Raw genomic sequence first — 25,728 nt, 5'->3', positions numbered from 1 at the left:
GAAAGAGCACCATGTACAAGAAGTTATATACACTTATCCTAACCCTATGTGGGGTGGCAAGCCTACTTAGCTCTTGCGACCGTACCATCCATGAGTATCCACAACCCATCGAATCGGAGGTTATCGTCGAAACACACATCGATCGCACGCCTCCTCTCTACCATAAAGAGGTAGTATATGGTCCCAAGTGGGAGCGTTCGGTAAAAGTTCTTGATGCTGTGAGTACTCCTGCTTACCAACCTGCCGAGGGATACGCTATGCGCCTTATCCTCGACATCTACCGTTGCAACCCAACGCGTGCCACACGCTCTATGCGCCAAGATGAGCGAGTAGCTCGCCATGTGATGGAGTTGGACAAAGATGCTCTTCCTCCTCAAAATCGCTTATACACGAAGCTACCCGATGGTAACTACTGCATATTGGCTTGGGCGGACTATGTACGCAAGGGGCAGCCGACCGATACTCATTACTCTACCCCTACTCTTCTCAACATTCTCTCTAACATTAAAAATTATCCAACCGACATACATCTCAAAAGTTGCGCTGCGGGACAACAATCTTTCACGCTCGACATGAATTTGGGTCCTGAGGGTTATCCTCTCCTACCCGATATGGGAGTACAACGCTCTCGCCTTATCCCCGTATTACTTTCTCGCCCCGTGGCTCGCTATACATTAGTCGCTTCGGACTATCGTGCCTTTGTTCAAGATGGTGGTAAACTAAAAGGAGGCAAAGTGAAAGTAACCTACAAGCAGTACGTGAGCATAGGATACGATGTTTCTCAGAAAGAACCGAACGAATTTATTAGCACCTATAGTTTCGAAGCTCCACTACCCGACGACCTTTCGCAAGATACAGAGGAGATTATCCTGCTGAAAGACTACCTTTTCACAAGTTTCAAAAAGGAAGACAACATCATCGTAGACCTCTATTTCTTCGATGCTAACGGCGTAGAGATTAGTCGTTGTTCCAATGTAGAAGTACCCTTACTACGCAACCATGAGACGGTAGTCAAAGCTCCTTTCTTGACCAAAAAGATTGACAATGGAGGTCAGGTCTCTATCGACGAAAAGTTTGATGGCGAACATATTGTAGAAATATAATTCTCCCCTGAAAAGATGAAAAGAATTGCAATACTATTTCTCTCCCTTTTGGTCCTTATAGTAACACCCTCTTGCCAACCTAAGCAAGGGGTTGATAACGACCTTGAAGAGCAAACCTCCATGATAGAAGTTAGTTTTTCTGTATCACCCCCCGATGGAGAGTTACAGACTCGCTCTGCCCTCTTGGGTCAAGAGAGCAATAGTGCTTTAGGGGGCATACATAACATTGATTGGGTTAATAAATACGACCTACGCTACCAAATAGCCATTTATAAGGTAGAAAGCGACGGAACGCACCGCCGAGTGGTTGCCCCTCTGTCAAAGATCGAGGATGCCAACACCCCCACTACATTTGCTCTACGTCTCAGCCCCAATCGCACTTACAAAGCTGTGGTATGGGCAGACTTCATACCTCAAGGCACTCGTACAGACCACCATTACAATACGCAAGACTTCCCTAACATCACCCTCTTGCCCTCCGATGCTACCGCAATTCTCAACGATGAGAGCCGCGATGCCTTTTATGGTGTACAAGAGTTTGCAGTAACCAACCAAGGGGTGGCACAGCAACTCGTTCTAAAACGTCCCTTTGCCAAACTACGTATCGTAACAACAGACTGGGAGCCCACAGCACCAAAAGTAGACCAAATAAAGATAGCTTACTATGGTTGTAAACGATTTACAAGCATCAACCTCCTCACAGACCAGAGTACAAGCATCGACCTCCCCAAAAGTGAAAACGTTACCACCTATAGTGGTACACTCAACAAAACCGAAAAAGAGTACGCCTTGGGTTACGACTTGAGCCCTAACAATCGCACCATCATGGTGGACTATCTGATGACTCCTTCAAAAGGACAAACTCCGATTAACATTATATTCGAAGCCTTAGAGGGCACTACTTCGTTAGTGCGCTACAATCTCAAGAGCAACATTCCTATCCAACGTAACTGGCTAACCACCATTACGGGTAATATGCTTACCAATACAAATGGTACAGTTACACTATCGGGAGAAGCAACTCCACGTCTCTCTCTAACTCCTTTTAATTAAAGAGATGAGCACAAGAAACTAACTATTAAATATTTACTCTTTGCATATTAATCCATTTTTATTTTATACAACAATGAAAATCAAAGCAATCTACCTTCTATTTTCTCTATTTCTTCTGGCAGGATGTCAGACCAAGGAGGTGCTTGTTATAGACCAACAAGTACCCGATGGTAGTAGCGAAGCTAATATCAACTTTACGCTATCTATTCCCGAAGAGCAAGGTCTCCAAGCTACTCGTGCTGCCCTCTATGGAGAGCAAAGCAGTAGTGCCGCAGGCGGTCTCACGAATGTAAATCTCACCACCTCACACGATCTTCGCTACCAGTTGGCAATTTATCGTGTAGAAGCCTCAGGCACAACCATTGAAGCTGTTGCTCCTATCAAAAAGGTGGTAGATAGATACCAACCCGTATCTTTCTCTCTGCGATTAACCCCTAACCGCACCTACAAAGCTGTGGTATGGGCGGACTTTGTAACCCAAGGCTCCGAAGAGGATTTGCACTACAACACTTCCGACTTGACCAACATTGTCTACAAAGACGTACAAAAGACCGATATCCTCAACGATGAGAGCCGTGATGCCTACTTTATTACTAAGGAGTTCAACCTCGGCAATACCGACTTCACAGACAATCTGGTACTCAAGCGTCCTTTTGCCAAAGTGCGTGTTGTAACCACAGATTGGGGATTGTACGAGCTTGAAAAGGCGGACAACTTCAAAGTAACCTACTATGGATGCAAACGCTTTACAGGGATGAATGCTCTCACAGGTGTTGCTACCAGCGAAGACCTCCCCAATCCGGGCACTGTAACCTATACAGGTACTATCAATAAGGATGAAAAGGAATATGCCCTAAACTACGACCAAAGTGCCAACAATAGAACGCTTACTGTGGATTACCTTATGACTGACCTCACAGAGCAAACACCCATCCATATGGTTATCGAAGCGTTAGACGGTACTACTCCTATCGCTAAACACAATTTGAAAACTAACATTCCTATCCAGCGCAACTGGCTGACTACCATTACGGGTAATGTACTAACGACAGATGCAACTTTCTCCATCTCTATTGATGAGAACTTTGTAAACAATTGGAACGTAGCAGAAATGTGGTGGAATCCTGCCGTAATAAACCCCATAGCTCCTGCATTCGATGCTGCGACTAATACTTATACTATCAATAATCGCAACGAATTTGCTTGGTTGCCCGACAATGTGGCCACTGTCAATGACAAGAAAGTAGTATTAACCAGCGACATAGATATGGCTGGGATAGAGTGGAAGCCGATTCACAATGCCAACTTCGACTTTGACGGACAAGGCCACAAGCTCAAAAACTTCTCTCTCAATGGGAAGTATAGTACTCTGTACGAATATAGCGCCCTCGGTGGTTGGCTTTCCTATAAAGTAATGGCTTACACAGGAGTATTTGGCGCATATAATGGTAATATGAAAAATGTAACGTTTGAGAATATTACCATCAATGGTCGTGCTGACGATAAAGTACATACCGATGAACACGGCAATCCTATACCCCACGACAATGAACCCGCCTACTTTGCTGGTTGTATTGGCTATGCCGGAGCCAACTGGAGTACCTCTCTCAGTTTTACAAATGTTCATGCTAGACATATAGAAGTAAAAGCAGCCTTGATGCAAGGATATACTCAAAATATCGGGGGACTTGTCGGTTGGGTTGGTGTCGGTGGAGCCAGCTTAGAGAACTGTTCGGTAAAAGATATAAATCTAATTTGTAAGGGAGGCTTTTATGATGGAGACGTCGGTGGTTTTATCGGAGAAGTAGTTGGAGGGCGTGGAATCACCATTCGCACTTGTAGCGCTGACTACGTTACTATCAGAACTGTGGGCAGTCCGCGCAAAATAAGTGGATTTATCGGACATGTAAAATATGGTGATGGTTTGGTCCTAGACAGAAATCCTATCCCGACGAATGTGAAATATGTAAATCATCTGACGGGTGCTCCGACTACTCACAAACCTGCTACCCCGTATTATGGTCGAGTGGAACGAAATGCAAATAAGATCAGTATCATCCAGCCTTAAGCTGAAGCGAAACATCAAGAATATTATTCAACAAGGTTAAATACTTAAACGTATGAAAAAATTAGCAATATACCTAAGCAGTTTATCTCTGCTTCTCACAGCATGTCAAACCAAAGACATAGAGATGAACAACCAAGCGGTTAATGCCTCGGAAGAGGGTAATGTAACCTTTACTCTCACACTTCCTACCGATGGAGAGATTAGTAACACCCGCTCCGCACTTTACGGAGATAAAAGCAATAGTGCTGCTGGAGGGCTTACCAATGTTAATATGACCCAGTATGACCTCCGCTATCAGTTGGCAGTTTATCGTGTAGATGGCTCTGAAACACCCATAGCTGTGGCTCCCATCAAAAAGGTGGTAGATAGTTACGAACCTGTAACCTTCTCTCTTCGACTCACACCCAATCGCAACTACAAAGTAGTAGTATGGGCAGACTTCGTGACCCAGGGGACGGATGCCGACCTCCACTATAACACGGCAGACTTTAAGGCTATTAGCTATGCACAGCCCGACAAGCAAGACATCTTGAACGATGAGAGTCGCGATGCCTACTTCATAACTAAAGACCTTCAAGTAGGCAACCAAAGCGTTAATGAGTCGCTCGTACTAAAGCGTCCTTTTGCGAAGTTGCGTGCTGTAACTACCGACTGGGGCTTGCACAAATTGGAGAAAGCTGACAATTTCAAAATAACCTACTACGCTGCAAGCGTTTCAAAAAGCTCAATGCCGTAACAGGAGAGGGCGAAAGCGAAGATTTACCCGATGGAGAGAGCAAGTTCTACACAGGTCGTATCAATAAGGATCAGAAAGAGTATGCCCTAAACTATGATTTAAGTACAAACAACCGTACACTCATCGTGGACTACCTAATGACCGACAAGAGTAATCAAACGCCCATCCACCTCAAGTTTGAAGCACTGGACGGAGCCACCCCTATTACCAGCCACGACCTCAAAACCAATGTCCCCATTCAGCGTAATTGGCTTACCACTATAACAGGTAATCTCTTGACAAATAATGCAACCTTCAATATCTCTATCGAAGAGAGCTTTGTCAATGAAACAACCATTAATCAATAGCGTCAAGTCAAAGAAACTAAGGTTCTAACCTCCTTTCAAACTCCTTTTTGCACCCCTCCAATGGGTAATGCAAGAAGCATCAAAGGGCTGTTCTCCATGGGAGGGAACAGCTCTTTTTCTCTTCTATTGATAGGAGCAATACATAATAGAGAAGTTCGAGGCAAGAGGGGAACTTTCAAGCAGAAAGAGAAGCTCTATGGATGCTACTCTCTAAAAGTCCAGCAGACGGTAACGACGGCGCACTTCCTTCATCTCGATACGTTCTTGGAAATGCCACCACTCTCGATGATAGCAGCGCAGTCCCACTTCGCCCAAAATCTGCCGTAGCAACTCTCTATTGCTTCGAGCTTGATGAGAGATGCGCCCTTCACGCACCAATCGTTCCTCTTGGTCGGTATGTGCCTCCTCCCCGAAATAATCAAAGGGCGTTCCCATATCGAGCAACTTACCTTTGGCATCGACGATACTCAAATCGACCGCCACCCCATAGTTGTGTCTGCCCCCTCTATTGCCATTGGCAACGTAAACTTTCAGAGGCGTATTAGCAACCAAAGCATACATTTTGCGCTGTACACTAATCGGACGGGCTGCATCGAAGATAATAAAACGATACCCGGGCCGACGCTTTGAAAGAATTCTTTGCGCACGAACAAGGCGTTCAGCAAATCCTTTTTCTAAATAGGCTTTGTTCAATTCGGTGTAGAGCTGTTGCCCCGTGAAGTTATCCGCCGTAGCGTAACGTAAGTCTACCACAATGGAGGGAGCAAAGCGAGTAACCTCGACCATACCATACTGGAGCATCAAAGAGTCTACTGATGAGGGGATAGGGGGAATAGCAACCATCGGGGTAGAGAGTATCGGCTCTTTCGGAGCAGAAAGCAAGGGAGGGGTCAGCGCACAAGCGCATGAAAGAAGTAGTGTAGCGAATAGCATAAATCAATGTAAGAATCTAATCGAGGCAACGACTCTCTCCACAGAAGGGCGAGTTACAATGCCTTGTCATGGCGCAAAGATATAATTCTTAGAGAGACAGTGCGCATACAATAGGAGGAACGAGGGGCAAGTAAGAAAAGGGGAGAACTATCAAAAGCTCTCCCCCATTCACTACGCAACTTATGAAAAGAAAAACTAAAACACAGTCTCTACTGAATGTGTGCAATTACTTCACAAGTACTTTCTTTACCACATTACCCACACGCAACAAATAAGTACCCGTAGCCAATCCTTCAGTCGAGAGCCTGCAAGTTCCGTTAGCATCAGTACGTTCTTGACGCATCAAATGACCATTCATATTGTAGAGTTGTACGCTTACATCGGCTTTGGCACGAGCAATCACGAACGCGCTATCCTCTCTTGCCCAAGAGAAATAGGCATAAGGAGCAGCTCCCTCCAACCCAATCTCTTCATTGTTCATAGGGGCATCGCCCTTTCCTCTGTCGGAAGAGGGGGGAGTAGGGGAAAATTTCGCTCTTACGTAGACTGTTGTTTCAATTGTATGACGATAGGTAAAGGGAGTACAGATTGGTTCAGAAATAATTGCCTCATCGCCTATCGTTAGTTGGGTTAGCCAACCATATCTTTCGGGAATAGCCTTTAGGGTCAAAGTACCTCTCAAAGGAACAAGATCTCCATTGTATACTTGCCTTTCACCCAAGAAAACATAGAGGAGACCTCCCTTTCCTGATTCACTTATGTAAAGAGGCACGTGCACTCTGTCTAGAGAAGACCAATGCTCAAAGTATGCCTTTATCAAAGTATAAGCCTCGCTTACACGATAGAATACTTCAATAGGATTGTTCGTATAGGTTTCATCAATCAAACATTGACCTCTCTGCGCTGTGAGGTTACTAAGAACGAAACTTTTGCCCGATATAGCTCGAATGCGCAACACCGTACCTACGGGAACATGCTCTCCAGTCAATACCTCTCTATCTCCAACATACACCTCCAAGGTTCCTCCTTGGTTCTTCTTAATATCTAAAGTCGCCTTATTAGCAGGCTGAATCTGGGAAAAAATCGCCTTAATGTGTGTATCTCCCTCCACTTTATACTTTACAGAAACGCTCTGCACAGGGAGGTTTACATAATGCTTTCCACTCACTCGTAGCACAGCTAAAGAGTAATCTCTCTGTGCCACAGAAGCCTCAATTAGCAATGTAGAGCCATTGTGTACCGCATCTCCATCGCGAAGTATGCGAGTACCCTGTTTTACCACGACCATTCCTCCCTCGGGAGCCTGATCGAACCACACGCGAACCAATCTACGGTTTGCATTTTCTTGTGCCCATCCCCCCACTGCACTGCCAAGCATCAATAGAGACATAGCAAGGGAGGCAAAAAGTTTTATTCTTTGACGCATAATCGAAATCTGTTTAACACTGTAAAACTTGTTTTTCTCACATTGAAATGATACTACAGAAAAAGCTCGATAAGCCATCGTAATATCAGAGGGAAAGAGTACTGCAAGCTCTTCTAAGGATAGGAGTTCTATTGCGTTTTTTAAGACAATCGAAAGGGAAGAGCTATAAACCTAACAGCACTGAGCAACCAACATCTCTATCCTTCAATGCAAACATACACATTTTTATTAAAAGAAACAAATATGCAATCATTCCAAGAGAGAGAGCGTTGCTCCCACTTCCAATGTATCAAAAGAAAAGAGAGATCGCACACACGACCTCTCTATCAAGCTCTCTACACCAGCTTACTACAAGCCTCCTCATCTTACTTACGACGCCTGCCTCTCTTATCATTGTAGCGTGTAAAGCCAAGCACCAATAGCAAGTTGAGCAACGCCAAGGCTGTTATCCCCAAAACCACCCCTTGCATATTCTCGGGCAGATAGAAAAAGGCGATGGTAGCTCCTATGGCAACAACGATAATCAGCAAGATAGCCAGCAATGTGATAATTCGAGACATCCCCTTCATAGCATTCCAATTATATCTGATGTTTACAATAGCAAAGATAACATTTCTCAACAAAGTCAAACAAGAAGCGATAGCCCAACTCAATGGACTATGCGCAACAGCCATTGCTTCCCTCTTTATTCGACACAATGAGAGCCTCTTTAAGGAAGATTTCTTTTTAATAGAAGACTCCAGCCATACAGCTATCTCCGATGAATGAGATAGACAAAGCATTCGCTATCTGCAAGAGCTTCTACGGCAACCTTTGCCTCGCCTGCAAAGTGGAGTACTTGCCCAACACTCAAATGATGTGTCTCACTCTCGTTCAGTGTTACCGCTACCTCGCCTCGAATCAAGGTAAAAAAGACCTCCTGCCCCTTATGGTCGTGCGCTGGGACCTTTTCGCCCATCGCCAACCGTAAGTGAACCAATTGCAAAAGCTCATTGTCGAGCATCATGCCCGTCTTGAAATAAATCGTTCCTAACATATCCGTATCTATTTTACTGTTTACACATTCTACTTGTGAGGGTCTCCCCTTACGGGCTAAAGGTACAACAAGGCGACAAGAGGGGCAATACCTTTTTATAGGGAATAGATGTAGTCGTTACGAGTCCGACACATGGACTTTTTTCGTTAGTCGGGTCTATTTTTGAAGAGAGTATAGCGAGGTCTATTCGTCCAATTTTTCTATCTTCGCAGGGGCATAGGACAATCCTCCAAAAAACCATTACTCCTAACCATCATTTGCACGGATGGTTTCGAGAGTTTGCACAGACCCTTTTTGCCGTTAGAGTTATAGGTTACCGAGTGTACCTATAATACCCCATTTTCGCACCATTATAAGCATCGCAATGAGCAGTATAGCCTACGACCTAACCCAAATAAAAGCCTTCCTTTTCGACATTGACGGCGTACTTAGTCGTACCACCACCCTATTAGGCGAAGATGGCAACCCCCTACGTACCGTGAACGTGCGAGATGGTTATGCTCTTCAATATGCCGTAAAGAGAGGGTACATAGTGGGCATCATTACAGGCGGATATATGCCCCCTATGGAGGCTCGTATGGCGCATTTAGGCGTAACGGAATACTATCAGCAGTCACGCAATAAGATGCGAGACCTCCTAAAAATTATGGAAAAATATCGCTTAGCCCCCCACCAAGTACTCTATGTGGGTGATGACATCCCCGACATTGAGGTGATGCGCTACGTAGGATTGGCGGTTGCCCCTGCCGATGCTTCGGTCGAAGCCCTTGAAGTGGCGGGCTACATTTCTCCCGTAAAGAGTGGTGAGGGGATAGCTCGTGAAGTGATCGAGCAAACCCTTAGAGCGCAAGGTGCATGGGCAACGCAAGGCGAGGGACTTAATTGGTAGCCTCTCTGGTTCACTCCGCACTCCTCCAAAAATCGCTTCCAAAAAGGCTAATAGACCCACAACGAATAAACCAATGATTGACTTACCCTACAAAATCGTCTTAGGCTCGCAGTCTCCTCGTCGTAGAGAGTTGCTGGCAGGATTGGACATTCCTTTCGAGGTACGCACCATGCCCGACATTGATGAAACACCTCCCGAGCAAATCGACCCGCACGAAGTTCCTCGCCACTTAGCCTGTCGCAAGGCTCAAGTGTATAGAGAGCAACTCGCTCCCGATGAACTCCTCATCACGGCAGACACCATCGTACTCACCGCAGAGCAACGCATCTTGGGCAAACCACACTCGCCCGAAGAGGCTCGGGATATGCTCCGCTCCCTCAGTGGCACAATGCACAGAGTAATTACGGGGGTAGCATTACTGCATCCATCGGGTAAAGGATACTCCTTCTCGGCAGAGAGTAAGGTTTGGTTTGCTTCGCTAAGCGATGAGGAAATCGAGTACTACCTCTCGCACTACAAACCTTACGACAAAGCTGGTTCGTATGGCATACAGGAGTGGATTGGCTACATCGGCATCGCTCGGATAGAGGGGTCTTTCTACAACGTAATGGGACTCCCGGTGCATCTTGTGTACAAAGAGTTGAGTAATTGGTTGCAAAAAGAAAAAGAATTAGTACCTTTGCACCCTGATTGCATTGTATAATAGAAATTACATAAGTTACATACAACGATGAAAAGAACGTTTCAACCCTCCAACAGAAAGAGAAAGAACAAACATGGCTTCCGCTCTCGTATGGCTACGGCTAATGGTCGTCGCGTATTGGCAGCTCGCCGTGCTAAGGGACGTGCCAAACTAACTGTTTCGGACGAATATTAAAAAGAGGCTTAGCTTCTTTCATCTTCCCTAAAAAGAACCCTGCAAGCGATTTGTTCCTTTGCATAGGGTAGCAAAATAATTCTCTTACAAAATCAATGAGTGTAGTTCCCTTTCAAGGCGCTACACTCTTTTTTTGTGCAACAGGGAACAAAGGAGAAGTAGGAGTGCTAAGTAATCTCCTACATTTTACAAACTCATTACCAGCTTCAAACACTCAAAACTCTTTGAGTATTCCAAGTACTCAAAAGTCTACACCCTCTCTCTACATACTTCATTAGAGCCTTCACACAAGCACTTTTCCCTTAAGATTTAGTTAAAAAGCATCGTCAAAACAAAAAAACAGCTACATTTGTAGCTGTTTAGTATCTCTTCAGGAAGAATTGCTACACACCCAACGAAAAACAGTATAACACACAACAAAATCGAGAGAACTATGAATCGTTCAAAAGCTAAAGTTCTTGGAGTATTGGTGGCTATCTTGACCTTCATGCTCCCTTCTACCTCTGCCTTTGCGCAGTTTGAGTTTGCCCCCGTGGCGGGTGCAGGCGTTTTCTCAGCCAAAAGCACCATAAAGCCCGGCTTTACGACGGACTTGGGCGTTTCGGCTCGCTACACTTTCTTCCCCCACGGAGTGGTTAGTTTTCAAGCTCGCCTTGATGTACTATACAGCTATCAACGGAACACGCAGCTCACAAGAAACCTCTTCCAAAACCCCGAATTAAAGAGTCATTTGGGCTTTGTATTCGACTGGCAAGACCACAAACTTCGTCTCCCCCTCTCGCTCGGCTTACGCTTTAACGAGGTATTCAACGGAAGTCTAACGCTACGTGCAGGAGCTTACTATCAAAGAGGTATCGGAGGCAAAGCTCGCTGTACCCTCTACCCTTTTGAAAATCTTGTAACGCCTTTTGAGTTCAATACCTACGCTACCGAAAGTTTCGATGTCAAGAGAGCGGACAATACCGTCAAGAGATTGAACACGATAGCTCAAAATGAAAGCGGATTTGGACTGCTCTTTGCGGCAGATTACCGTGTGTGGGACAACTTAGAACTTTCGCTCTACTATATGGGAGATATGACCCCTACTTGGCCTATACTCTACTCCAACTCCTACATCCACACATCGGTGAAACCGCAAGCCTTTAAGCTGGGCGTCTCTTACTGGTTTTAATCCAACGTGAGGAGCAGGCTCTCAGCGAAGAGCAAACAATATCAACCATCAAAAAAAGACCCGAAGGCTCAATGCGTAGCTTTCGGGTTGTCTTTTGTAGAGGCTCGTCCGTTGCAGAAAAACCGCTCTCTCTTTTACTCTCAATATTTCGGACTTCTTTCCGTAAAGAGCTATCACCTCTTATCGCAAAAGACAAGGAGGGAGGAGCACAGAAGGGTCTCTATGGGGGAATCTACAAGGCTCTTTCTTATGAAGATGTTTGCCCGTGGAGCGGGGGAAGGAGGGTTATTTCGGGAGAGATTTGAGGCGATAGGGCTTCGGATAGAGGTTATTGGCTCGGTTGCCCACGTTGTGCGCCCATCCAATGGGTACTCCCTCGAAAAAGAGTAGGCAGTAGCCCTGCGGAGCAGTAGTGGGGAGCTGGATAGCTTCGCCTGCCAAGTAGCGCAAGGCTTCACCCAATGAAAGCTCGACCTTCGAGAATGCCTCCGTATTTATTGCCTGACTAAACGGCAAAAGCGCAGAGGGGCGAGGCTTCCCTCCCTTCAAGGTAGCGCAAGGAATACCTGCCGAAAGAATGGGAATACGTGCCTCCGTGAGCATTCGGCAGTAGAGGGTTGCCCTTTCCGACAACAGAGCAATTTCTTCCCCCACAGTCATAGAGGCATAGCCTCGGTAAGACTCTTGCACCCACTCGGAGCAAAACGTAGGGAGGGAGAAATTCATCTCTTTGCGTTCGCCTTTCTTAGAGCGTTTGGAGCTTTTGTTGCAATACTTTCGTCCACACCATCGCCCTTGCGGAGCAGTGCCCAATAAAAGCCCTCGCTATCGGTTATCCCGGGCAGGAAGTGGTAGCCGAGTCCTTCTGCCCCCTGCACCCAACGCCATTCATCAGGCACATCTGCCAGCAGGATAGGAGTAGCACCGAATTGCTCTATCAAGAAACGGACATTAGCCTCGTTTTCCAGCCGATTGAACGTACAAGTTGCATAGACTAACCAGCCGTTGGGACGGAGCATCTGCCATGCCTCTTGGAGTATCTCTCTCTGTCGCACAGCACACTCCTCCATCGCCCCTAACGACCACTCGTTGCGTGCTTCGGGCGATTTGCGAAAGAGTCCCTCTCCCGAACAAGGAGCATCTACCACAATTAGGTCAAATGTTACCCCTGCACGGCGCAGTTGGTCAGGGTAGGATTGCGTTACGACAACATCAGGATAACCCCATTTAATGAGATTTTCAGTCAGTATCTGCGCTCGCTTGGGAATGGGTTCATTCGCCACAAGAAGACTTCCTTTGGGTAAAATCTGGGTGAGCAAGGTACTCTTCCCCCCCGGTGCTGCCGAGAGATCCAAGACATCTATCGACTTTTCGCCCAGCAGGGATTGGAGTTGAGCGAGTGCCATAGAGCCAGCCTCCTGCACATAGTAAGCCCCAGCATGCCACAGCGGGTCATGGGCAAAGAAAGGTCGCTCTGAGAGATAATGCCCTCCCTCGCACCAACACACCGCCCGATCTATGGGCAGATGGGAGAGTGAAAAGTTGTAAATAGTTTGCTTGATTTGGTTGCAACGGATAGAGAGAGCAGGCTCACTATGCTCCAAAGCCCAAAGTAAACGCTCCGCCTCTTCGGGATAAGAGGCTTCGATAGAGTGGCGGAACTCGTCCGAGAGGGGGGGCGTAGGAATTAATTCGCTCATGCGCCAAGGATAAAGAGCGTGGGCAATTTCTCAAAAACAAAAGGAGACTTACGCCACTGAGCAATGGTTTTGGTGATAATCTTTTCGTGCGCCCCCGTTATATCTTGCGCTATACAGAGACGGGTAGAGGGCTGGCAATGCGCCCATAGGGTCTCAGCAATACGTTGATTGCGATAGGGCGTTTCGATAAAGAGTTGCGCCTCACCCTGCGATGCGATACGTTGCTCTAACTGACGGATAGCTTGCTTTAGCTCTGCCGACTCTCGTGGCAAGTAGCCCACGAAAGCAAAGCGTTGCCCATTGAGTCCCGATGCCATAAGCCCCATAAGGAGCGACGAGGGTCCGATAAGAGGCACTACACGCACTCCCATTTGATGTGCCAAGCGAGCCACCTGTGCCCCGGGATCGGCTACGCCCGGACAACCAGCCTCTGAAAGCACCCCTGCCGAAGTGCCTGCTTGGATGCGCTTAAAGGCTTCGTGTAGGGCGGTATCATCGGCGTGCTTACCTATTTCGACAAAGGTGATCGGATCTATCGGTTTGGAGGGACAAAGCGAACGAATAGCTCTACGCGCGGAACGGATATTCTCTACAAAAAAAAGCTCCAAACCCTCCACAATAGGAGCATTGACCACGGGGAAGAATGCACTATTTTCGCCCTCGGCAATCGGCACGGGAATCATGTACAAAACACCCGTCTGCATCTTTATTTCTTCGTAGCGTTAGGGTTTGAAACGAGTGTCATACGACGGATAACAACGTCTTTCGTAGGGCGGTTCTCGGCGTTGGTCTTCACGCTCTGTATCTTTTCTACCACGTCCATCCCCTTGACCACTTCGCCAAAGACGGTGTAATGGTCGTCCAAATGGGGCGTACCGCCATACATTTTGTAGGCTTCTCGTTGCTCGGGAGTATAAGATTTCCCCTTGCTTCGCTCCATCTCATCGAGGTCTATGTCGGTAAAATAAGTTCCTGTAACGATATAGAATTGTGTGGAAGAGGAGGCTTTTTCAGGATTGACCTCATCGCCCTCACGAGCGGCACACAGCGCACCACGCTTGTGAAAGAAGCGTACCATATCAATCTCCGCAGGGAGACGACGGCTAATGGTATCTAAGCTCACATCCATCTCGGGCGTTGCGTTGCGGGTCATCAGATTGCCTCCTTGTATCATAAAGCGATTGATAACTCGATGAAAGATGGTTTGCTCATAGGCACGCTCCTGCACCAAACGGAGGAAATTGTCTCGATGCGCAGGCGTACCCTCATAGAGTGCCACCACGAAATCGCCCTTGTTGGTTTCAATCTTCACGAAGTTCTTCACCTCTTCTTGACAAGGGGCTTTGAGTTGCGCCCATGCCGCACTCATCATAAGCACAAGCGAAAGGGTTAAAAGTGCTACTCTTTTCATAACTAAATCAATGGGGGTAAGGTGTCGTTCGTAGCATTGGTCGTGGCGATAAATGCCTTAGGATCACGCTCCAAAACCAAGCGTTTGAGCGGTGCCAAGTGCTTACGCTCGACAATCATAAATATAGTATCTCGCTCCACGCCTGCATACATTCCCTGACCATGTAGGTAGGTAGCCCGCAAGCCCAACTGCTCTACGATAATGTCTCTCAGTTGGTGCGGATTTTCGCTTACGATGAAAACCGCCTTGTTAGGGTTTTCGGGCGACATCAAGTCAAGCACCTTACCATATACGACGATGGTAACCAACGAATAGAGAGGCACTTTCAAGTCGCCAAAAACAATCAACCCAAAAAGGATAACCATCGCATCAACGAAGATAATCAGGTTACTCGTTTTTATATTACGCCCCTTACTCAGCACACGCGCCAACACATCGGTACCAGCACTCGTACTACCCACTTTGAACGTAAGGAACACCCCTAACCCGAGGATAGCCCCACCATAGACCGATGCCAAGAAGGGGTCATCTTCGATAATGGGCTTACCATGTGTGATATAGGTAGTGATAAGGTCAGTAAAAAGACCGATGGAAAGGAATGTGGCAATGGTCTTTGCCCCCGAAGAGAGCCCCAAACTACGTGCCGCCAATAGGAAGAGCGGTATATTGAAGAAGTACGCCACCACCCCGATGGGCAATCCGTTGGGGAAAATGTCCCATACCCCCTTGGAGAGATGATTGATAGCAATACTTATACCATACACACCCCCGGGCACAATCCCCGCTGGTGCGATGAAGATAGCATAGGCAGCCGCTTGCAGTAAGGCTCCCAGAAGGAGCAGAAAAATATCGTTGAGCAACTGCTTTCGAGAGGCAGGTCGTAGCTCGGTGAAGGGGTTTCTTCTCTTTTTCATTCTGTTTCTTTTAGGCTTCCCAGCGGAACTATTTTAGCTCTGCCCGAAGCATCTCGCCACCATAGTCCTAAAACGTGCCTATTTTGGGAGGCAAAGTTAATCTTTTTCCCTCTGCTTTCGATGCACTCCGCACTTAAGAATTTGCCCCTCCTTTTGGAGCGAAAGAGAAGCATCGCCATCGAAAAACTCGATGCCTACAACTACAAACACCCCTCTCTCGGCAGTGTCTATCGCACTACAAAGAGAGGGCTTTTTCCTTTCTCCTCATCGGGTCGGTTTAGATTCTTGGGGCTTCTTCCGCCTTTTCCTTAGCCCCTTTCCTATTCAAAGAGGGTTGTCAGAGGGGTAGAACGTAAAGGTCTTTTGAAATCTCTTATGCTCGGTGTCGGAGACCAATCGGTCGATAACGTCAAACGTAAAGGTGAGTTGTAGCTCTTCGCCCTCCTTCAAATCGGGTTCTCGGTTTATGAAAAACGAAAAATAGGGCAACGAAAGGCGCACTTTCTTCCACGCCTCTACGTCGTCGCCCTTTATATATAGGGGCTCTTCAATCTCTTTGTCATCGAAGTTCTTTTCCACAAAGGTGGCAAAGTCATTGAACATAAAAATGGCAAGAGGCGAAAGGTCGCTCCCCGCAGGATACGCCTCACCGAAAGAGCAATTAGCCGTAATGGCGACTTTCTCGAAGGTTGCCAAGCATAAATCTATAGGTCGGATAGGTGCCCCACCCCGTCTTTTAAGCCAAGGTTTGCGCTCACAATAGTTGGTCACGTCAAACAACTCATGGTAGCGAGGATAGTCGGAACGCACATCTCTCAAGAAAAACTTAAAAGTGATCGAGGGACCTCGACTCCCCCCTTTAACGTGTCGGTAGACGATACGGTCGCTATAGTCGGAAAAATCGGATAGATGGAGGTAATTAGTCCCCATATAAGAGACGCCAACGATGCCATCTCTCAGGTAACCGACCTGTCCAAAAACTTGTTGTTCGTTCTTAATAGAGCTCTTCTTACCTTGTAGACAAGAGGAAAGCAAAATCACAAATGCAAAAAATCCAACGATGCCTTCCACAAAAACTTTTTTCTGCATATCAAAATCCTTTTTTACAATCTGTTGTTTCAAATCGGTCTCACTTTGATAATATCATAATACTCTCCCTAGCCATCTTGTATGTTTCTCTTCTGCCCTTTCGATGGTAGGCAGTTGGAGGTAATTATTTTCGGGCAACACCTTTCCAAGGTGCCTTCACATTGAGTTGCAAGCCATCCAGCGAGGAGCTCAAGCAAAAGCATCCGATAGGAGGGCAAGCAAAAGAACGATGGTAATACCTATGGTCAAGAGGGAGAGGAGGATCTTGCCAATAACTTTCCATGGCACCCTGCCCCAGATAGCCCAAATAATCAGTCCAGCTACCAACAAGATGAATATAACGCCCAATAAAAGTTCAATCATACCGCATAGAAAATTTTACGTATCCAAACCGCATTGCGAGATTTGACAAAAGTAAGCATTCCCATTCGGCAAACAAAATGACAAAAAAGGTCTTAAAAAAGTGATTCTTTAGCCCCCCCAAAAAGAGCAAGACAAAGGGAGAGGGCAACAGAGGGGACGGAAGAGGCTCTAATGCACCCCACGGTGTAGGGTCTGCAAAGGGCTAAGGGTATCGGGGCAAAGGATTATACCTTTTGCGTTTTTCCTCGGAGGGTTCGACGAGTTCTCACGGAGGGTTTTGAGTCCAACTAATTATACCTTTTGAAAGAGAACCTTTGCGCAAAGATGCTGTAGAATGCCTTGGAAACGAGGCGCAGAGGGAGGGCACACGGGAGCAAACAGAAGAAAACCCTCTCTCGGCAGTGTCTATCGCACTACAAAGAGAGGGCTTTTTCCTCTGCTAAATTAGGATGGCTATACGTTTGTATCAGCTTTATCCGTGCTGTATCTATGGGGTTATCCTCCTCTGAATTAGCGCAACAGGCTCTTGCGCAATTCGTATTCGCCCCTGCCCTGCCGAGGTGGAGTTATTTCTTCGTGGCAAATACGTAGGCGTGGAAAGCCCCGACGAAGAGTGCCCCTCCCACGATATTACCAAGCGTAACGGGCAATAGGTTGTCGATGAGGAGTTGCCCGAAAGTTACCTCCGCCCCCATCATCATACCGAGGGGAAGATAGAACATATTGGCAATAGAGTGCTCGAAGCCCAACGTTACGAACGTCATCACGGGCAACCAAATACCGAGCATCTTGCCCGTCAAATCCTTTGCCGCCAAGCCGAGCCAAATAGCCAAGCAAACAAGCCAGTTAGCCCCGATGCCTCTAAGGAAAGCGACCCCAAAGGAGAGCGAAGTCTTGTCTTCTGCCACGTGCTGAATAGCCTCTCGCCAAGGACCACCCTCCAAAAGCCCCGTTTGATACACGAGAAAGTAGGTGAAAGCTGCCGCCCCGACGAAGTTGGCGATGTAGACCACCGCCCAGTACTTTAGGGGAAAAAGCAGGGGGATGCGCCGTTTCATAAGCGCAGGGATAAGGATAGCGTTATTACTCGTGAACAACTCCGCCCCAGTAATAACGGTGAGGATAAGCCCCACGGGGAAAGTAATACCGCTTAGGAACTTGCCCAAGGCGGGATTGTCTGCCGAGATACCGGGAAAGCCCTTGCCCACCAAGAGCGACAAAAATCCGCCCATTGCGATGTAGACCCCCGCCATAATGGCAAGGAGGATGACCTTAGACCAAGGCTTGCTCTTCTTTGCCTCGGTCATGAGATAGGTCTCTTCGAGGACTTCTTTCGGATTTCGTATCATTGCGCTTTATAGTTTAGGTTTTGTTATTCCTTTTATCTCCGCCCCTTGCCCATACTGCACAACCACCTCGTATAAGGATTGCGCCCTTTTGAGAAGAGCAGAAAATCGAGGCACAAAATTAGGAAAAGCCTCTGACGTAGCCACTACCCACTCTTTGGGGTATGCTTGTACAAAAAAGACACCTCTCAACACCACTCTCCCCATAATGATTAGCAGCGTTTGATTAGAGTTATGCGCTTCGGCACACAGCCCACATTCTTAAATGTCTTCTAAAGTAAATCTAAAACTGAGCTATGGAGTAAAGAAGTGTTAAAAATAACAATCCCCATTTATCGTTCTATCAGATATGCGATAATCGCCAATTACAATAACACCTTATAGGCACTCTCCTCTACTCGTACTACATAAATTCCTCGATTGGGAGAAAGAAGGATCTCCCCCTCTTGAAGAATGCCCTGCTGGATGAGCGAACCCTCCATAGAGTAGACAGCATAGGCTTTACCTAATAACTCTACAGGAGTTTCAATCACCAACTGCCCATTGCAACCATACACTTTGCACAAAACAGGAGGGCGGTTGGGGGGCTCATTGGCTTGGGGGAACTGCCAAGGGTCAAGTTCTACAATAGTTCCAAAATTCCTAAAAATTTCCGAAGAGCGGTAGGCTTCTGCAGAGCCTTTTGGCACATAGAGGGTAACGGTTTCCTCATTGCAGGCATGAAAAGGCAAATTGGGAGCAATCACTGTCGGTTCACTTGTTACAGGAGGTACGATTGGTTTAGCATACACTTTCTTTAAGTTGCGATTATTCCAAAAAGCCTCTCGTCCGATTAAAACGACCTTCGAGGGGATAACAATCGAGTCAAAAGGAGCACTGTTAAAAGCATCATCTTCTATATGAGTTACAGACTCTGGCAACGTTATATCTTTCAACTCTAAATTCCAAAAGAAAGCCCCATTACCGATACGTGTAACTCCCTCGGGAAGTTTGACCTCTCGCAATTCTTCACACCAATAAAAAGTATTTTTTTCGATTTCGGTTAAAGGAGCTTGAATATCGACCTTACGAAGTTTTTTTGCTCCCCAAAAAGCTCCCTGCATCTTCTTGACACTCTTGGGCACTACAATCTCATCCATCAAAGTGCCTTCAAAAGCAGTCTCTTCAATAATTTCCAATGTATTAGGAAGATCTTTTATGTGTAAACTTTCACATCCCCAAAAAGCACTATCTCCAATCCTTTTTAAGTTTTTGGACCAATGTACTTCACGCAAGGCAATACAGCCTCCTCCCAACATGCTCTCACTAAACTCTGTCAAACTCTCGGGCAGCCAAATCTTTTCCAAGTTCCTATTCCAATAAAAGGCTCTCTTGGCAACATGAGTGACACCCTCTGGTATGCGAAGCTCTTTGAGATCGTGATTCCATTGGAAAGCACACTGCTCTATACTTTTTAGGGTCTTGGGTAATTTGTAACTTTCCATACAACACTTGAAGAAACCCTCTTTAGGAATTGTATTATTCTCCAATACAGCATCTTCGATATCAAGATGGCGGAGCTTGCTCTGGGAGCGAGGATATCCCGCCAGACTTCGTATAAAAGCAAGGTCTTGAGCATTCAAGAAGCCCGTAATGCGAATATGGGATAAATCTCGCACCTCGGGCCCTACCACTTGCGATAGAGTACCCGCCGTAGCTACGTGGTATTCTTGGGCCTGCAAAATTGTCATTCCCATCAAGAGAGAGAACAAAAAAGCAAAGTACTTTCTAATCATAATCATTGAAATTTTAATACAAAAGTAATCAAACAAATAACACTGTAAGATATACATCCTCTAAAAAGCATTAAGAAAAAAATCCCTCTTGCTATCTAATGGAGACAAAAACATTCCAATAAAACTATTCCTTAATCCACTTGCATTGCACAAAACCTCTGTTTTATTATTTTTACATTCAAAAGAAAAGAAACAACAGTATCAGCACACAACAATCCGCATTCTTTATTAAAAGATTGCACACCAACACAGAGCAAATAAGAATATCCACTAAAAAAAAGAAAAGTTATGAAGAGAGAGACTACCCTCCATCCGTATGTTGCTCTACTTTGCCTTACGCTTATCGGGCTTATGCTCCCCCACACGCTCCAAGCCGAGGGGCGCATCCGCCTAAAAACAGACAAAGCCATCAACCAATCTATCGGTATCAAGATCAAAGCCAACGGCTCCGTAAGGGTTTCGGGAGCCACAGGAAAGTTCAAAAACGGCTCTACCGTCTACTACAAGCTCTCCGCTCAAGAGGTAACTTTCGAGGGCGAAATCCTCCAATTTGAGAACCTTATGGGCGAAATCACCGCTCTACATCTTGAAAACACCACCTCGCTCCAAGAGCTTAATGTGAACTTTAACAAGATTGAGCAAATAGACCTAAGTGCCTGCCCTCAGCTGACCTACATCAACGTAATGAGCAATCAGCTTACAAGGCTCGACCTCTCAAGCAATCCACTCTTAACCTCCATCAATTTGGCACAGAATAAGGTGAGCGAACTCAATATAGAGGCATGTACTGCCGTTGCTTCGCTGGATTGCGGCAACAATGCCCTCTCCTCTCTGAATTTAAGTAACAACACCCAGTTGGGCGCACTCAACTGTAGCTTCAACAAACTCTCCACGCTCGATTTGAGCGCACTAACAGCACTAAAGCAACTCAACTGCGCCAAAAATGAGCTGACCCAATTAGACATCAGTCATAATAGAGAGCTGGAGATCCTTTCCTGCTTTTTGAACCCCCTTGAGGAGATGGACTTCACGCACAACGGCACACTCGTCATCGTAGACTGCGGACTAAGCTCCATTAGGCAACTTGACCTCTCGCCTCTCAAGGCATTGAGCATCCTCGATGTATCGGGATGCCAGCTCACATCTCTCGATGTATCGCACAACAAAGAACTCACTCGCCTCAACTGCCACCAGAACAAACTGACCGCCCTATCGGTAGCCAACAACCCCAAGATTAAGAAGATATCTTGCTACGAAAATGAGATTAAGGGCGAAAAGATGACCCAACTGATGCGCTCCCTACGGAGCTTGGACGGTCAGCCAATAGACCCTCGTCAGGGCGAAGGCGAAGTGCTGGTCATCAACACCCAATCGCCCAATGAGAAAAACATCTGTACAAAGTCGCAAGTCGCCTTGGCTCTCGGAAAAGATTGGCTCACAAAAGACCTCAACGGCAAGTATCAAAATCGTATCGATTACAGCGGTTCAGAAGATGAGGTAATGACCGATTACATCGCATTCTCGCACGGCAAAGCCGTCGGTAGCAAGATAAAAATGAAAATCAATGCTAACGAAGCCGTTGCCATCGAGGGCGCTACCGGCACTTGGTAAATGGGCAAGAGATTACCTATACAGTAGACCTACCACGTATATTGATACAGGGCAAAGTAACCTCCCTCGAATGCTCCGATGCCGAGATGACAAACATCGACCTCTCCTCCTGCCCCACACTTCGTTACTTGGATATATCTATCAATAAAATACCCCAACTTGACCTCTCTAAGGTGGTGCAACTGGAGCAACTCAAGTGCGAATACAATCCGCTGGAGCAACTCGACCTAAGCCACAATCCGAAGATTAGCAAGATATGGTGCTATGCCACCCTCCTAAGGAGCATAGATGTGCGCCAATGCCCCGAGTTGGAGCTCCTTTCCTGCAACGATTGCAAGCTGACCCAATTAGACCTTACACACAATCGTAAACTGAGTAAACTCTCCTGTTCGGGCAATGCTCTCGGCACATTGGACTTGAGTCAAAACAGCGAATTGGAGGTACTCTGGTGTGCTATGACAGGGCTACAAACGCTCGACCTGACGCCTTTTGCCAAGTTGCGCCAAGTGCTTTGTCAAGCCAATAGCCTCACTTCGATAGACCTCTCGCATAACCCTGCACTCACGCTCTTCTGGGGTTCGAGCAATCAGTTTACAAGTCTCGACTTTAGCCACAACCCCCAACTGCTTGAAGCCTTCTTTTACGACAATCGCATTGACGAAAGCCACATGGAGCAACTCATCGCCTCGCTTCCACAACGCACCGCCAGCGACCAAGCAGGACTTATCGTCATTCAACCCAATAGTACCACTGAGCAAAATATCTGCCGTGTAGAGCAAGTCGATAAGGCCAAGGCAAAGCATTATAAAGTCTATGCAGCACTCAACAGCAATGCAACTGCAAAGGAGGAATACCCTGGAAGCGTGGACTGCGAACTCATCGGCATCACTGCCGTACGCTGCTATCCTAACCCTGCGAGCCACTTCGTGCAAATCAGCCAAGCCACGCCCTCCTCAACCATTCGCCTCATAGATGCTTCGGGCAATCTCCTCCTCGAAGAGCGCACCTCAGACATGGGCGACGCACAACTCGATGTACGCCACCTCCCCGCGGTAGTTACCTACTCATCGTGGGCAATGCAACGCACCGCCTGCTCATCGCCCACTAACACCTCTCTGCCCTACAAACTACCTTAAATAAAAAAGAGCGTTGAGGACTCCCAAGAAAGGCAATAAGAGGGTACAGTAACCTACAATAATCTACAAAAAAGAGAGGATAGCCTTTATGGGACTACCCTCTCTTTTCTTTTCACTCGGTAGAGAATCGGACAAATCGACTCAAGATTTCAGGCTCTCCTCCTTCAAAGCCTCCTTCAGTTTCCTGCCCACTCCCGTCAAATTCAATGGTCACACCCTTCTCTCGTATATGTTGGAGGTAGCATATTTCTTGCCCTCCCTCGTTAAAATCAATGTGAATAGCATGATGGGAGCATTGGCTATTAGGAGGGGAAAAGATAGACTTAGAGACCGCATTATTATGGGAATGACTATTTCCTTTGGGCTGTCGAAGCCTCTTTTGAGGTTGTTACATCTTTCTGTGTTTGAGGGTTCTTTTTCTCTGTTAGAGGCGAGTTGAGCATCTCTTTGTCGGACACTGCTTTCGTTTCTTCTTTTTCTGCACTTTCAGAGGTAGGCTCAGCAACGAACTCTGTTTTTTGTTGTCCTTCGTATTCAAAACGTATCTTCTCTACGGCAGAAACAGGCTTCTCACTCTTTTTGAGTGCAACACCCCACCCCGCAACAAAAACTCCCACAGCAACTAAGAGAAAGACAAGTATACTTACTCCCCAACGCTTCAGCCAATTCCTTATTTTAGTATAACGACACTTGTCTACAAAAAAGCTAAATGTTCTGTTTTTCATCTCTTTTTTTGCATCTTTCTCCTTCACAAGCACTACTATGGCTAGTAATCCAGATATGAAGCTAAATCCAGAGCCGAACATAATCATAAAGTCGTAGACATTTTCCGCAAATTTAAATGAAGACACAAGGCTCACCAACATCGCAATAATAGCGGAAAATATTCCGAGAAAAACGACTTGAGAGGCTTGAATCTTCTCTAAATCTCCCGCATTTTTTTCACTCCATTTTTCCAAAAGCTCTTTTGTTTTTTGTTCTGATTTTTGAGTAGCCACTTTTAGTTCTTGAGCATTCTCCTTCTTTATCCTATCTAATTCTTCCACAGAAGTTTTTTGAGCTTTGTAAAGCCAGCTACGAAAATGACCTCTGTAAAGTCGATACTTAGTTTTACGGAGTAGGACTACATTCAACATCCTAACTCCCAAAGAGGAGATGAATATAGGGGGTAGATTGGGGGAGTTTGTTGCAGATATTAAACGAAAAAAAGAGTTTGAAAAAGCTTTTTCTTTTTCATAGGGCATAGATTTATAGGCATAATGCTCCAACTCGTTAACAAAAACACGCAAAAGAGAATCCATCTGATCTATAGGGTCATTCCATTCTACACTAGACTTCTTTTCTCCTGCATACTTCCGTCTAAGGAAATCAAGTCCTTTTAAAATTATATCAAATGGAACGTTTTCTTTTCGTGCTCTACTATTATCGTCATTTCTACCTGCTATACATCCAATTTCTTCAAAAACCCTTTCCTCATTATCCTCGTCAATATGGTCTTTTCCGTTTAATAACCCGTTCCATTTTTCTCTTGTTTCTTGAGATCTCTGAATGAATTTGTCATAATCGTCAATATGTTCCTCTGTAAGCACAGCGAAGAGAGGGTCTTTAGACTCATAGAGTTTTTCTTTCCAAAAACGAACACAGTCTAATTGTATCAAATCTTCTGGTTTATCGTAACATTTTCCCTTGAATACAACTTGTAATTCTTTCATCCCTCCATAGAGGCTGTTCCCTCTTTTATCATCAAAAGAAAACACGTTAATGCTATTATCTTGAGTTGAGGGTACAAGCTGCAGGAAGGGCTTAAAGAACGATTGATAGAGCAACAAGGAGGTCTTAATTTTAATAGCCTCTATGATATACTTTCCACTTCCCTCTATTTCTTGTGGTTTCGTATCGTATGCTTCTTTTTCAAATATCTGTAGATGTTTTTCTGGAGATGCTTCAATCTCCTCACACAGATTATAAAGGTTTGCCAAAGATTTGAGTTTCTCTTCATCGATGATTCCTAAAAAGTCAATTGAAGTCATCTCAATCAACTTTAGCCCCAAATTTTGTATATACTCCGCCTCCTTTATCTCTCTTCCCCGCTTCTTATAGCGAGAGTAATCTGCAGATAAGACAATCGTTTCTTCTGGGAAAAAGAGTGTTTGATTTCCATCCGTCACCTCAATTTGCTGACGCATCAAAAGACACTTATGCAATAGATTTTGGCACAGATTGTGTGCCACGGGGAGAATAGGGTGTAAAAACTTTCTACTCTCTTTAGTATAATACCTCCCTTTTATCTCTTTTACAATGGCTTCTAAAGAATTAGAATATCTTGCATGACGAAGATACTCCCCCGTTAAAAGAGAAAGTGTAAAGTAAGCCCAAAACTGCGCATTGACAGCTGATAACCTCTCTTCTTCCTCTATTTCATTCTTAGGAGATTTTGAGAAATACGCTTTCTCCTCTCCCTCGGAGACTTTAGTTTTTTTCAGTTCCGATTTGTCGCCAGCCTCCTGATTTTCGACACCTATATTCAAATCATCAGAAATTTGTAGCATATCTACTTTAGAGGCAGTAGACTCTTTGCTGTCAAAAAAATATTTTTCGGGGTTATCAAGAAGAGCTTTGAGCAGGTCTTGTATCTCTTCTATATACCCCCTCTTTTTAGGTTCTACACTCATACCAACAATATCTAACAGACATCAAAAAACTCCCTCCAAGGTAATAGAGAGAGCTACCCTATTTATTTTTAC

At 45.8% G+C, this 25,728-nt stretch carries 27 protein-coding genes and 1 pseudogene; 13 read left to right on the top strand and 15 right to left on the bottom strand.

Annotated features, from left to right (window positions below; translation table 11 throughout):
* The first annotated feature begins 11 nt into the window (after positions 1-11).
* The 5 genes and pseudogenes from JCM15907_RS02565 to JCM15907_RS13130 all read left to right on the top strand — a co-directional run.
* Positions 12-1,103, top strand: coding sequence for a DUF6562 domain-containing protein (locus JCM15907_RS02565; protein ID WP_025842600.1), 1,092 nt, complete (start codon positions 12-14; stop codon positions 1,101-1,103).
* A 15-nt stretch (positions 1,104-1,118) separates the two neighbouring features.
* Positions 1,119-2,156: a DUF6562 domain-containing protein gene (locus JCM15907_RS02560; protein ID WP_025842599.1), complete on the top strand. Its 1,038-nt coding sequence runs from the start codon at positions 1,119-1,121 to the stop codon at positions 2,154-2,156.
* 73 nt (positions 2,157-2,229) lie between these two features.
* Positions 2,230-4,224 (top strand): DUF6562 domain-containing protein, encoded by a 1,995-nt coding sequence (locus JCM15907_RS02555; protein WP_025842598.1) that lies wholly within the window; start codon positions 2,230-2,232, stop codon positions 4,222-4,224.
* A 52-nt stretch (positions 4,225-4,276) separates the two neighbouring features.
* Positions 4,277-4,960 carry a DUF6562 domain-containing protein gene (locus JCM15907_RS02550; protein ID WP_025842597.1) on the top strand — a complete coding sequence of 228 codons (684 nt, stop codon included), beginning with the start codon at positions 4,277-4,279 and terminating at the stop codon, positions 4,958-4,960.
* A 32-nt stretch (positions 4,961-4,992) separates the two neighbouring features.
* A pseudogene (locus JCM15907_RS13130) lies at positions 4,993-5,307 on the top strand (DUF6562 domain-containing protein); the annotation flags it as partial.
* 210 nt (positions 5,308-5,517) lie between these two features.
* Here the strand turns inward: JCM15907_RS13130 and JCM15907_RS02535 are convergent.
* The 3 genes from JCM15907_RS02535 to JCM15907_RS12805 all read right to left on the bottom strand — a co-directional run bounded on the left by JCM15907_RS02535 (position 5,518) and on the right by JCM15907_RS12805 (position 8,226).
* Entirely contained in the window at positions 5,518-6,240 is a 723-nt protein-coding gene (locus JCM15907_RS02535; protein WP_242396772.1) for a M15 family metallopeptidase, read from the bottom strand.
* A gap of 226 nt (positions 6,241-6,466) precedes the next feature.
* Positions 6,467-7,666 carry a T9SS type A sorting domain-containing protein gene (locus tag JCM15907_RS02530; protein ID WP_159099899.1) on the bottom strand — a complete coding sequence of 400 codons (1,200 nt, stop codon included), beginning with the start codon at positions 7,664-7,666 and terminating at the stop codon, positions 6,467-6,469.
* Positions 7,667-8,031: 365 nt separating this feature from the next.
* A complete protein-coding gene (locus tag JCM15907_RS12805; protein WP_148297441.1) occupies positions 8,032-8,226 on the bottom strand; it encodes a hypothetical protein in 195 nt (64 codons plus the stop codon).
* Between the two features lie 28 nt (positions 8,227-8,254).
* Between JCM15907_RS12805 and JCM15907_RS12800 the strand changes: the two genes are divergently transcribed.
* On the top strand, positions 8,255-8,434 hold the full coding sequence (locus tag JCM15907_RS12800; RefSeq protein ID WP_148297440.1) for a hypothetical protein: 180 nt from the start codon (positions 8,255-8,257) through the stop codon (positions 8,432-8,434).
* On the opposite strand, the gene JCM15907_RS02520 is transcribed toward JCM15907_RS12800, so the two are convergent.
* Positions 8,418-8,702 (bottom strand): cupin domain-containing protein, encoded by a 285-nt coding sequence (locus JCM15907_RS02520; protein ID WP_025842592.1) that lies wholly within the window; start codon positions 8,700-8,702, stop codon positions 8,418-8,420. The genes JCM15907_RS12800 and JCM15907_RS02520 overlap by 17 nt on opposite strands.
* 364 nt (positions 8,703-9,066) lie before the next feature.
* Here JCM15907_RS02520 and JCM15907_RS02515 point away from each other — a divergent pair, with 364 nt between their 5' ends.
* The 4 genes from JCM15907_RS02515 (at position 9,067) to JCM15907_RS02495 (ending at position 11,639) form a co-directional block, all read left to right on the top strand.
* Positions 9,067-9,591 carry a KdsC family phosphatase gene (locus tag JCM15907_RS02515; RefSeq protein ID WP_025842591.1) on the top strand — a complete coding sequence of 175 codons (525 nt, stop codon included), beginning with the start codon at positions 9,067-9,069 and terminating at the stop codon, positions 9,589-9,591.
* 73 nt (positions 9,592-9,664) lie between these two features.
* Positions 9,665-10,294, top strand: coding sequence for a Maf-like protein (locus tag JCM15907_RS02510; RefSeq protein WP_025842590.1), 630 nt, complete (start codon positions 9,665-9,667; stop codon positions 10,292-10,294).
* 27 nt (positions 10,295-10,321) lie between these two features.
* On the top strand, positions 10,322-10,468 hold the full coding sequence (gene rpmH, locus JCM15907_RS02505; protein WP_025842589.1) for a 50S ribosomal protein L34: 147 nt from the start codon (positions 10,322-10,324) through the stop codon (positions 10,466-10,468).
* A gap of 433 nt (positions 10,469-10,901) precedes the next feature.
* Positions 10,902-11,639, top strand: a complete 738-nt coding sequence (locus JCM15907_RS02495; RefSeq protein ID WP_025842587.1) for an outer membrane beta-barrel protein — start codon at positions 10,902-10,904, stop codon at positions 11,637-11,639.
* A gap of 285 nt (positions 11,640-11,924) precedes the next feature.
* On the opposite strand, the gene JCM15907_RS12025 is transcribed toward JCM15907_RS02495, so the two are convergent.
* The 7 genes from JCM15907_RS12025 to JCM15907_RS12955 all read right to left on the bottom strand — a co-directional run bounded on the left by JCM15907_RS12025 (position 11,925) and on the right by JCM15907_RS12955 (position 17,116).
* Positions 11,925-12,365 (bottom strand): methyltransferase RsmF C-terminal domain-like protein, encoded by a 441-nt coding sequence (locus tag JCM15907_RS12025; protein ID WP_051522337.1) that lies wholly within the window; start codon positions 12,363-12,365, stop codon positions 11,925-11,927.
* Positions 12,362-13,339, bottom strand: a complete 978-nt coding sequence (locus tag JCM15907_RS10305; RefSeq protein WP_051522336.1) for an RsmB/NOP family class I SAM-dependent RNA methyltransferase — start codon at positions 13,337-13,339, stop codon at positions 12,362-12,364. Before JCM15907_RS10305 ends, JCM15907_RS12025 begins: the two co-directional genes overlap by 4 nt.
* Positions 13,336-14,043, bottom strand: coding sequence for an SAM-dependent methyltransferase (locus tag JCM15907_RS02480; protein WP_025842585.1), 708 nt, complete (start codon positions 14,041-14,043; stop codon positions 13,336-13,338). The genes JCM15907_RS10305 and JCM15907_RS02480 overlap by 4 nt, the downstream gene beginning before the upstream one ends.
* Before the next feature lie 2 nt (positions 14,044-14,045).
* A complete protein-coding gene (locus tag JCM15907_RS02475; RefSeq protein ID WP_025842584.1) occupies positions 14,046-14,750 on the bottom strand; it encodes a peptidylprolyl isomerase in 705 nt (234 codons plus the stop codon).
* Positions 14,751-14,752: 2 nt separating this feature from the next.
* On the bottom strand, positions 14,753-15,664 hold the full coding sequence (locus tag JCM15907_RS02470) for a YitT family protein (RefSeq protein WP_025842583.1): 912 nt from the start codon (positions 15,662-15,664) through the stop codon (positions 14,753-14,755).
* A gap of 324 nt (positions 15,665-15,988) precedes the next feature.
* Positions 15,989-16,786 carry a hypothetical protein gene (locus tag JCM15907_RS02460; protein ID WP_148297439.1) on the bottom strand — a complete coding sequence of 266 codons (798 nt, stop codon included), beginning with the start codon at positions 16,784-16,786 and terminating at the stop codon, positions 15,989-15,991.
* Positions 16,787-16,942: 156 nt separating this feature from the next.
* On the bottom strand, positions 16,943-17,116 hold the full coding sequence (locus JCM15907_RS12955; protein ID WP_159099898.1) for a hypothetical protein: 174 nt from the start codon (positions 17,114-17,116) through the stop codon (positions 16,943-16,945).
* Positions 17,117-17,455: 339 nt separating this feature from the next.
* Here JCM15907_RS12955 and JCM15907_RS12950 point away from each other — a divergent pair, with 339 nt between their 5' ends.
* The gene (locus tag JCM15907_RS12950) at positions 17,456-17,707 is read left to right on the top strand and encodes a hypothetical protein (protein WP_159099897.1); all 252 of its coding nucleotides are present in this window, start codon (positions 17,456-17,458) and stop codon (positions 17,705-17,707) included.
* Here the strand turns inward: JCM15907_RS12950 and JCM15907_RS02445 are convergent.
* The 3 genes from JCM15907_RS02445 to JCM15907_RS02435 form a co-directional block, all read right to left on the bottom strand.
* Entirely contained in the window at positions 17,683-18,465 is a 783-nt protein-coding gene (locus tag JCM15907_RS02445) for a formate/nitrite transporter family protein (protein ID WP_025842580.1), read from the bottom strand. The genes JCM15907_RS12950 and JCM15907_RS02445 overlap by 25 nt on opposite strands.
* Before the next feature lie 6 nt (positions 18,466-18,471).
* Entirely contained in the window at positions 18,472-18,669 is a 198-nt protein-coding gene (locus tag JCM15907_RS02440) for a hypothetical protein (protein WP_025842579.1), read from the bottom strand.
* A 158-nt stretch (positions 18,670-18,827) separates the two neighbouring features.
* On the bottom strand, positions 18,828-20,237 hold the full coding sequence (locus tag JCM15907_RS02435; RefSeq protein ID WP_025842578.1) for a leucine-rich repeat domain-containing protein: 1,410 nt from the start codon (positions 20,235-20,237) through the stop codon (positions 18,828-18,830).
* Positions 20,238-20,525: 288 nt separating this feature from the next.
* Here JCM15907_RS02435 and JCM15907_RS02430 point away from each other — a divergent pair, with 288 nt between their 5' ends.
* Positions 20,526-21,848 (top strand): leucine-rich repeat domain-containing protein, encoded by a 1,323-nt coding sequence (locus JCM15907_RS02430; RefSeq protein ID WP_025842577.1) that lies wholly within the window; start codon positions 20,526-20,528, stop codon positions 21,846-21,848.
* Complete coding sequence (locus JCM15907_RS02425; protein WP_025842576.1) at positions 21,842-22,984, top strand: T9SS type A sorting domain-containing protein; 1,143 nt, start codon at positions 21,842-21,844, stop codon at positions 22,982-22,984. The genes JCM15907_RS02430 and JCM15907_RS02425 overlap by 7 nt, the downstream gene beginning before the upstream one ends.
* A 350-nt stretch (positions 22,985-23,334) precedes the next feature.
* Here the strand turns inward: JCM15907_RS02425 and JCM15907_RS02420 are convergent, their stop codons facing one another.
* Positions 23,335-25,656 (bottom strand): hypothetical protein, encoded by a 2,322-nt coding sequence (locus tag JCM15907_RS02420; RefSeq protein WP_025842575.1) that lies wholly within the window; start codon positions 25,654-25,656, stop codon positions 23,335-23,337.
* Positions 25,657-25,728: the final 72 nt, after the last annotated feature.

This window comes from Porphyromonas gingivicanis JCM 15907 (assembly GCF_000614585.1).
Classification (GTDB): Bacteria; Bacteroidota; Bacteroidia; order Bacteroidales; family Porphyromonadaceae; genus Porphyromonas; species Porphyromonas gingivicanis.
Note: the sequence above shows the minus strand (reverse complement) of the source record. Positions and strands in the feature narration are given on the sequence as shown.

Bases quoted from the DNA above. Each gene is read 5' to 3' on its own strand.
- JCM15907_RS02430 (WP_025842577.1), top strand. From the start codon at position 20,526: ATGAAGAGAGAGACTACCCTCCATCCGTATGTTGCTCTACTTTGCCTT.
- JCM15907_RS02555 (WP_025842598.1), top strand. From the start codon at position 2,230: ATGAAAATCAAAGCAATCTACCTTCTATTTTCTCTATTTCTTCTGGCA.
- JCM15907_RS02565 (WP_025842600.1), top strand. From the start codon at position 12: ATGTACAAGAAGTTATATACACTTATCCTAACCCTATGTGGGGTGGCA.
- JCM15907_RS02475 (WP_025842584.1), bottom strand. From the start codon at position 14,750: ATGAAAAGAGTAGCACTTTTAACCCTTTCGCTTGTGCTTATGATGAGT.
- JCM15907_RS02520 (WP_025842592.1), bottom strand. From the start codon at position 8,702: ATGTTAGGAACGATTTATTTCAAGACGGGCATGATGCTCGACAATGAG.
- JCM15907_RS02550 (WP_025842597.1), top strand. From the start codon at position 4,277: ATGAAAAAATTAGCAATATACCTAAGCAGTTTATCTCTGCTTCTCACA.
- rpmH (WP_025842589.1), top strand. From the start codon at position 10,322: ATGAAAAGAACGTTTCAACCCTCCAACAGAAAGAGAAAGAACAAACAT.
- JCM15907_RS02440 (WP_025842579.1), bottom strand. From the start codon at position 18,669: ATGGGGAGAGTGGTGTTGAGAGGTGTCTTTTTTGTACAAGCATACCCC.
- JCM15907_RS12800 (WP_148297440.1), top strand. From the start codon at position 8,255: ATGTTTACAATAGCAAAGATAACATTTCTCAACAAAGTCAAACAAGAA.
- JCM15907_RS02445 (WP_025842580.1), bottom strand. From the start codon at position 18,465: ATGATACGAAATCCGAAAGAAGTCCTCGAAGAGACCTATCTCATGACC.
- JCM15907_RS02515 (WP_025842591.1), top strand. From the start codon at position 9,067: ATGAGCAGTATAGCCTACGACCTAACCCAAATAAAAGCCTTCCTTTTC.
- JCM15907_RS12955 (WP_159099898.1), bottom strand. From the start codon at position 17,116: ATGATTGAACTTTTATTGGGCGTTATATTCATCTTGTTGGTAGCTGGA.
- JCM15907_RS02495 (WP_025842587.1), top strand. From the start codon at position 10,902: ATGAATCGTTCAAAAGCTAAAGTTCTTGGAGTATTGGTGGCTATCTTG.
- JCM15907_RS02530 (WP_159099899.1), bottom strand. From the start codon at position 7,666: ATGCGTCAAAGAATAAAACTTTTTGCCTCCCTTGCTATGTCTCTATTG.
- JCM15907_RS10305 (WP_051522336.1), bottom strand. From the start codon at position 13,339: ATGAGCGAATTAATTCCTACGCCCCCCCTCTCGGACGAGTTCCGCCAC.
- JCM15907_RS02560 (WP_025842599.1), top strand. From the start codon at position 1,119: ATGAAAAGAATTGCAATACTATTTCTCTCCCTTTTGGTCCTTATAGTA.
- JCM15907_RS02510 (WP_025842590.1), top strand. From the start codon at position 9,665: ATGATTGACTTACCCTACAAAATCGTCTTAGGCTCGCAGTCTCCTCGT.
- JCM15907_RS02480 (WP_025842585.1), bottom strand. From the start codon at position 14,043: ATGCAGACGGGTGTTTTGTACATGATTCCCGTGCCGATTGCCGAGGGC.
- JCM15907_RS02535 (WP_242396772.1), bottom strand. From the start codon at position 6,240: ATGCTATTCGCTACACTACTTCTTTCATGCGCTTGTGCGCTGACCCCT.
- JCM15907_RS12805 (WP_148297441.1), bottom strand. From the start codon at position 8,226: ATGTCTCGAATTATCACATTGCTGGCTATCTTGCTGATTATCGTTGTT.
- JCM15907_RS02420 (WP_025842575.1), bottom strand. From the start codon at position 25,656: ATGAGTGTAGAACCTAAAAAGAGGGGGTATATAGAAGAGATACAAGAC.
- JCM15907_RS02435 (WP_025842578.1), bottom strand. From the start codon at position 20,237: ATGATTAGAAAGTACTTTGCTTTTTTGTTCTCTCTCTTGATGGGAATG.
- JCM15907_RS02470 (WP_025842583.1), bottom strand. From the start codon at position 15,664: ATGAAAAAGAGAAGAAACCCCTTCACCGAGCTACGACCTGCCTCTCGA.
- JCM15907_RS12025 (WP_051522337.1), bottom strand. From the start codon at position 12,365: ATGAATTTCTCCCTCCCTACGTTTTGCTCCGAGTGGGTGCAAGAGTCT.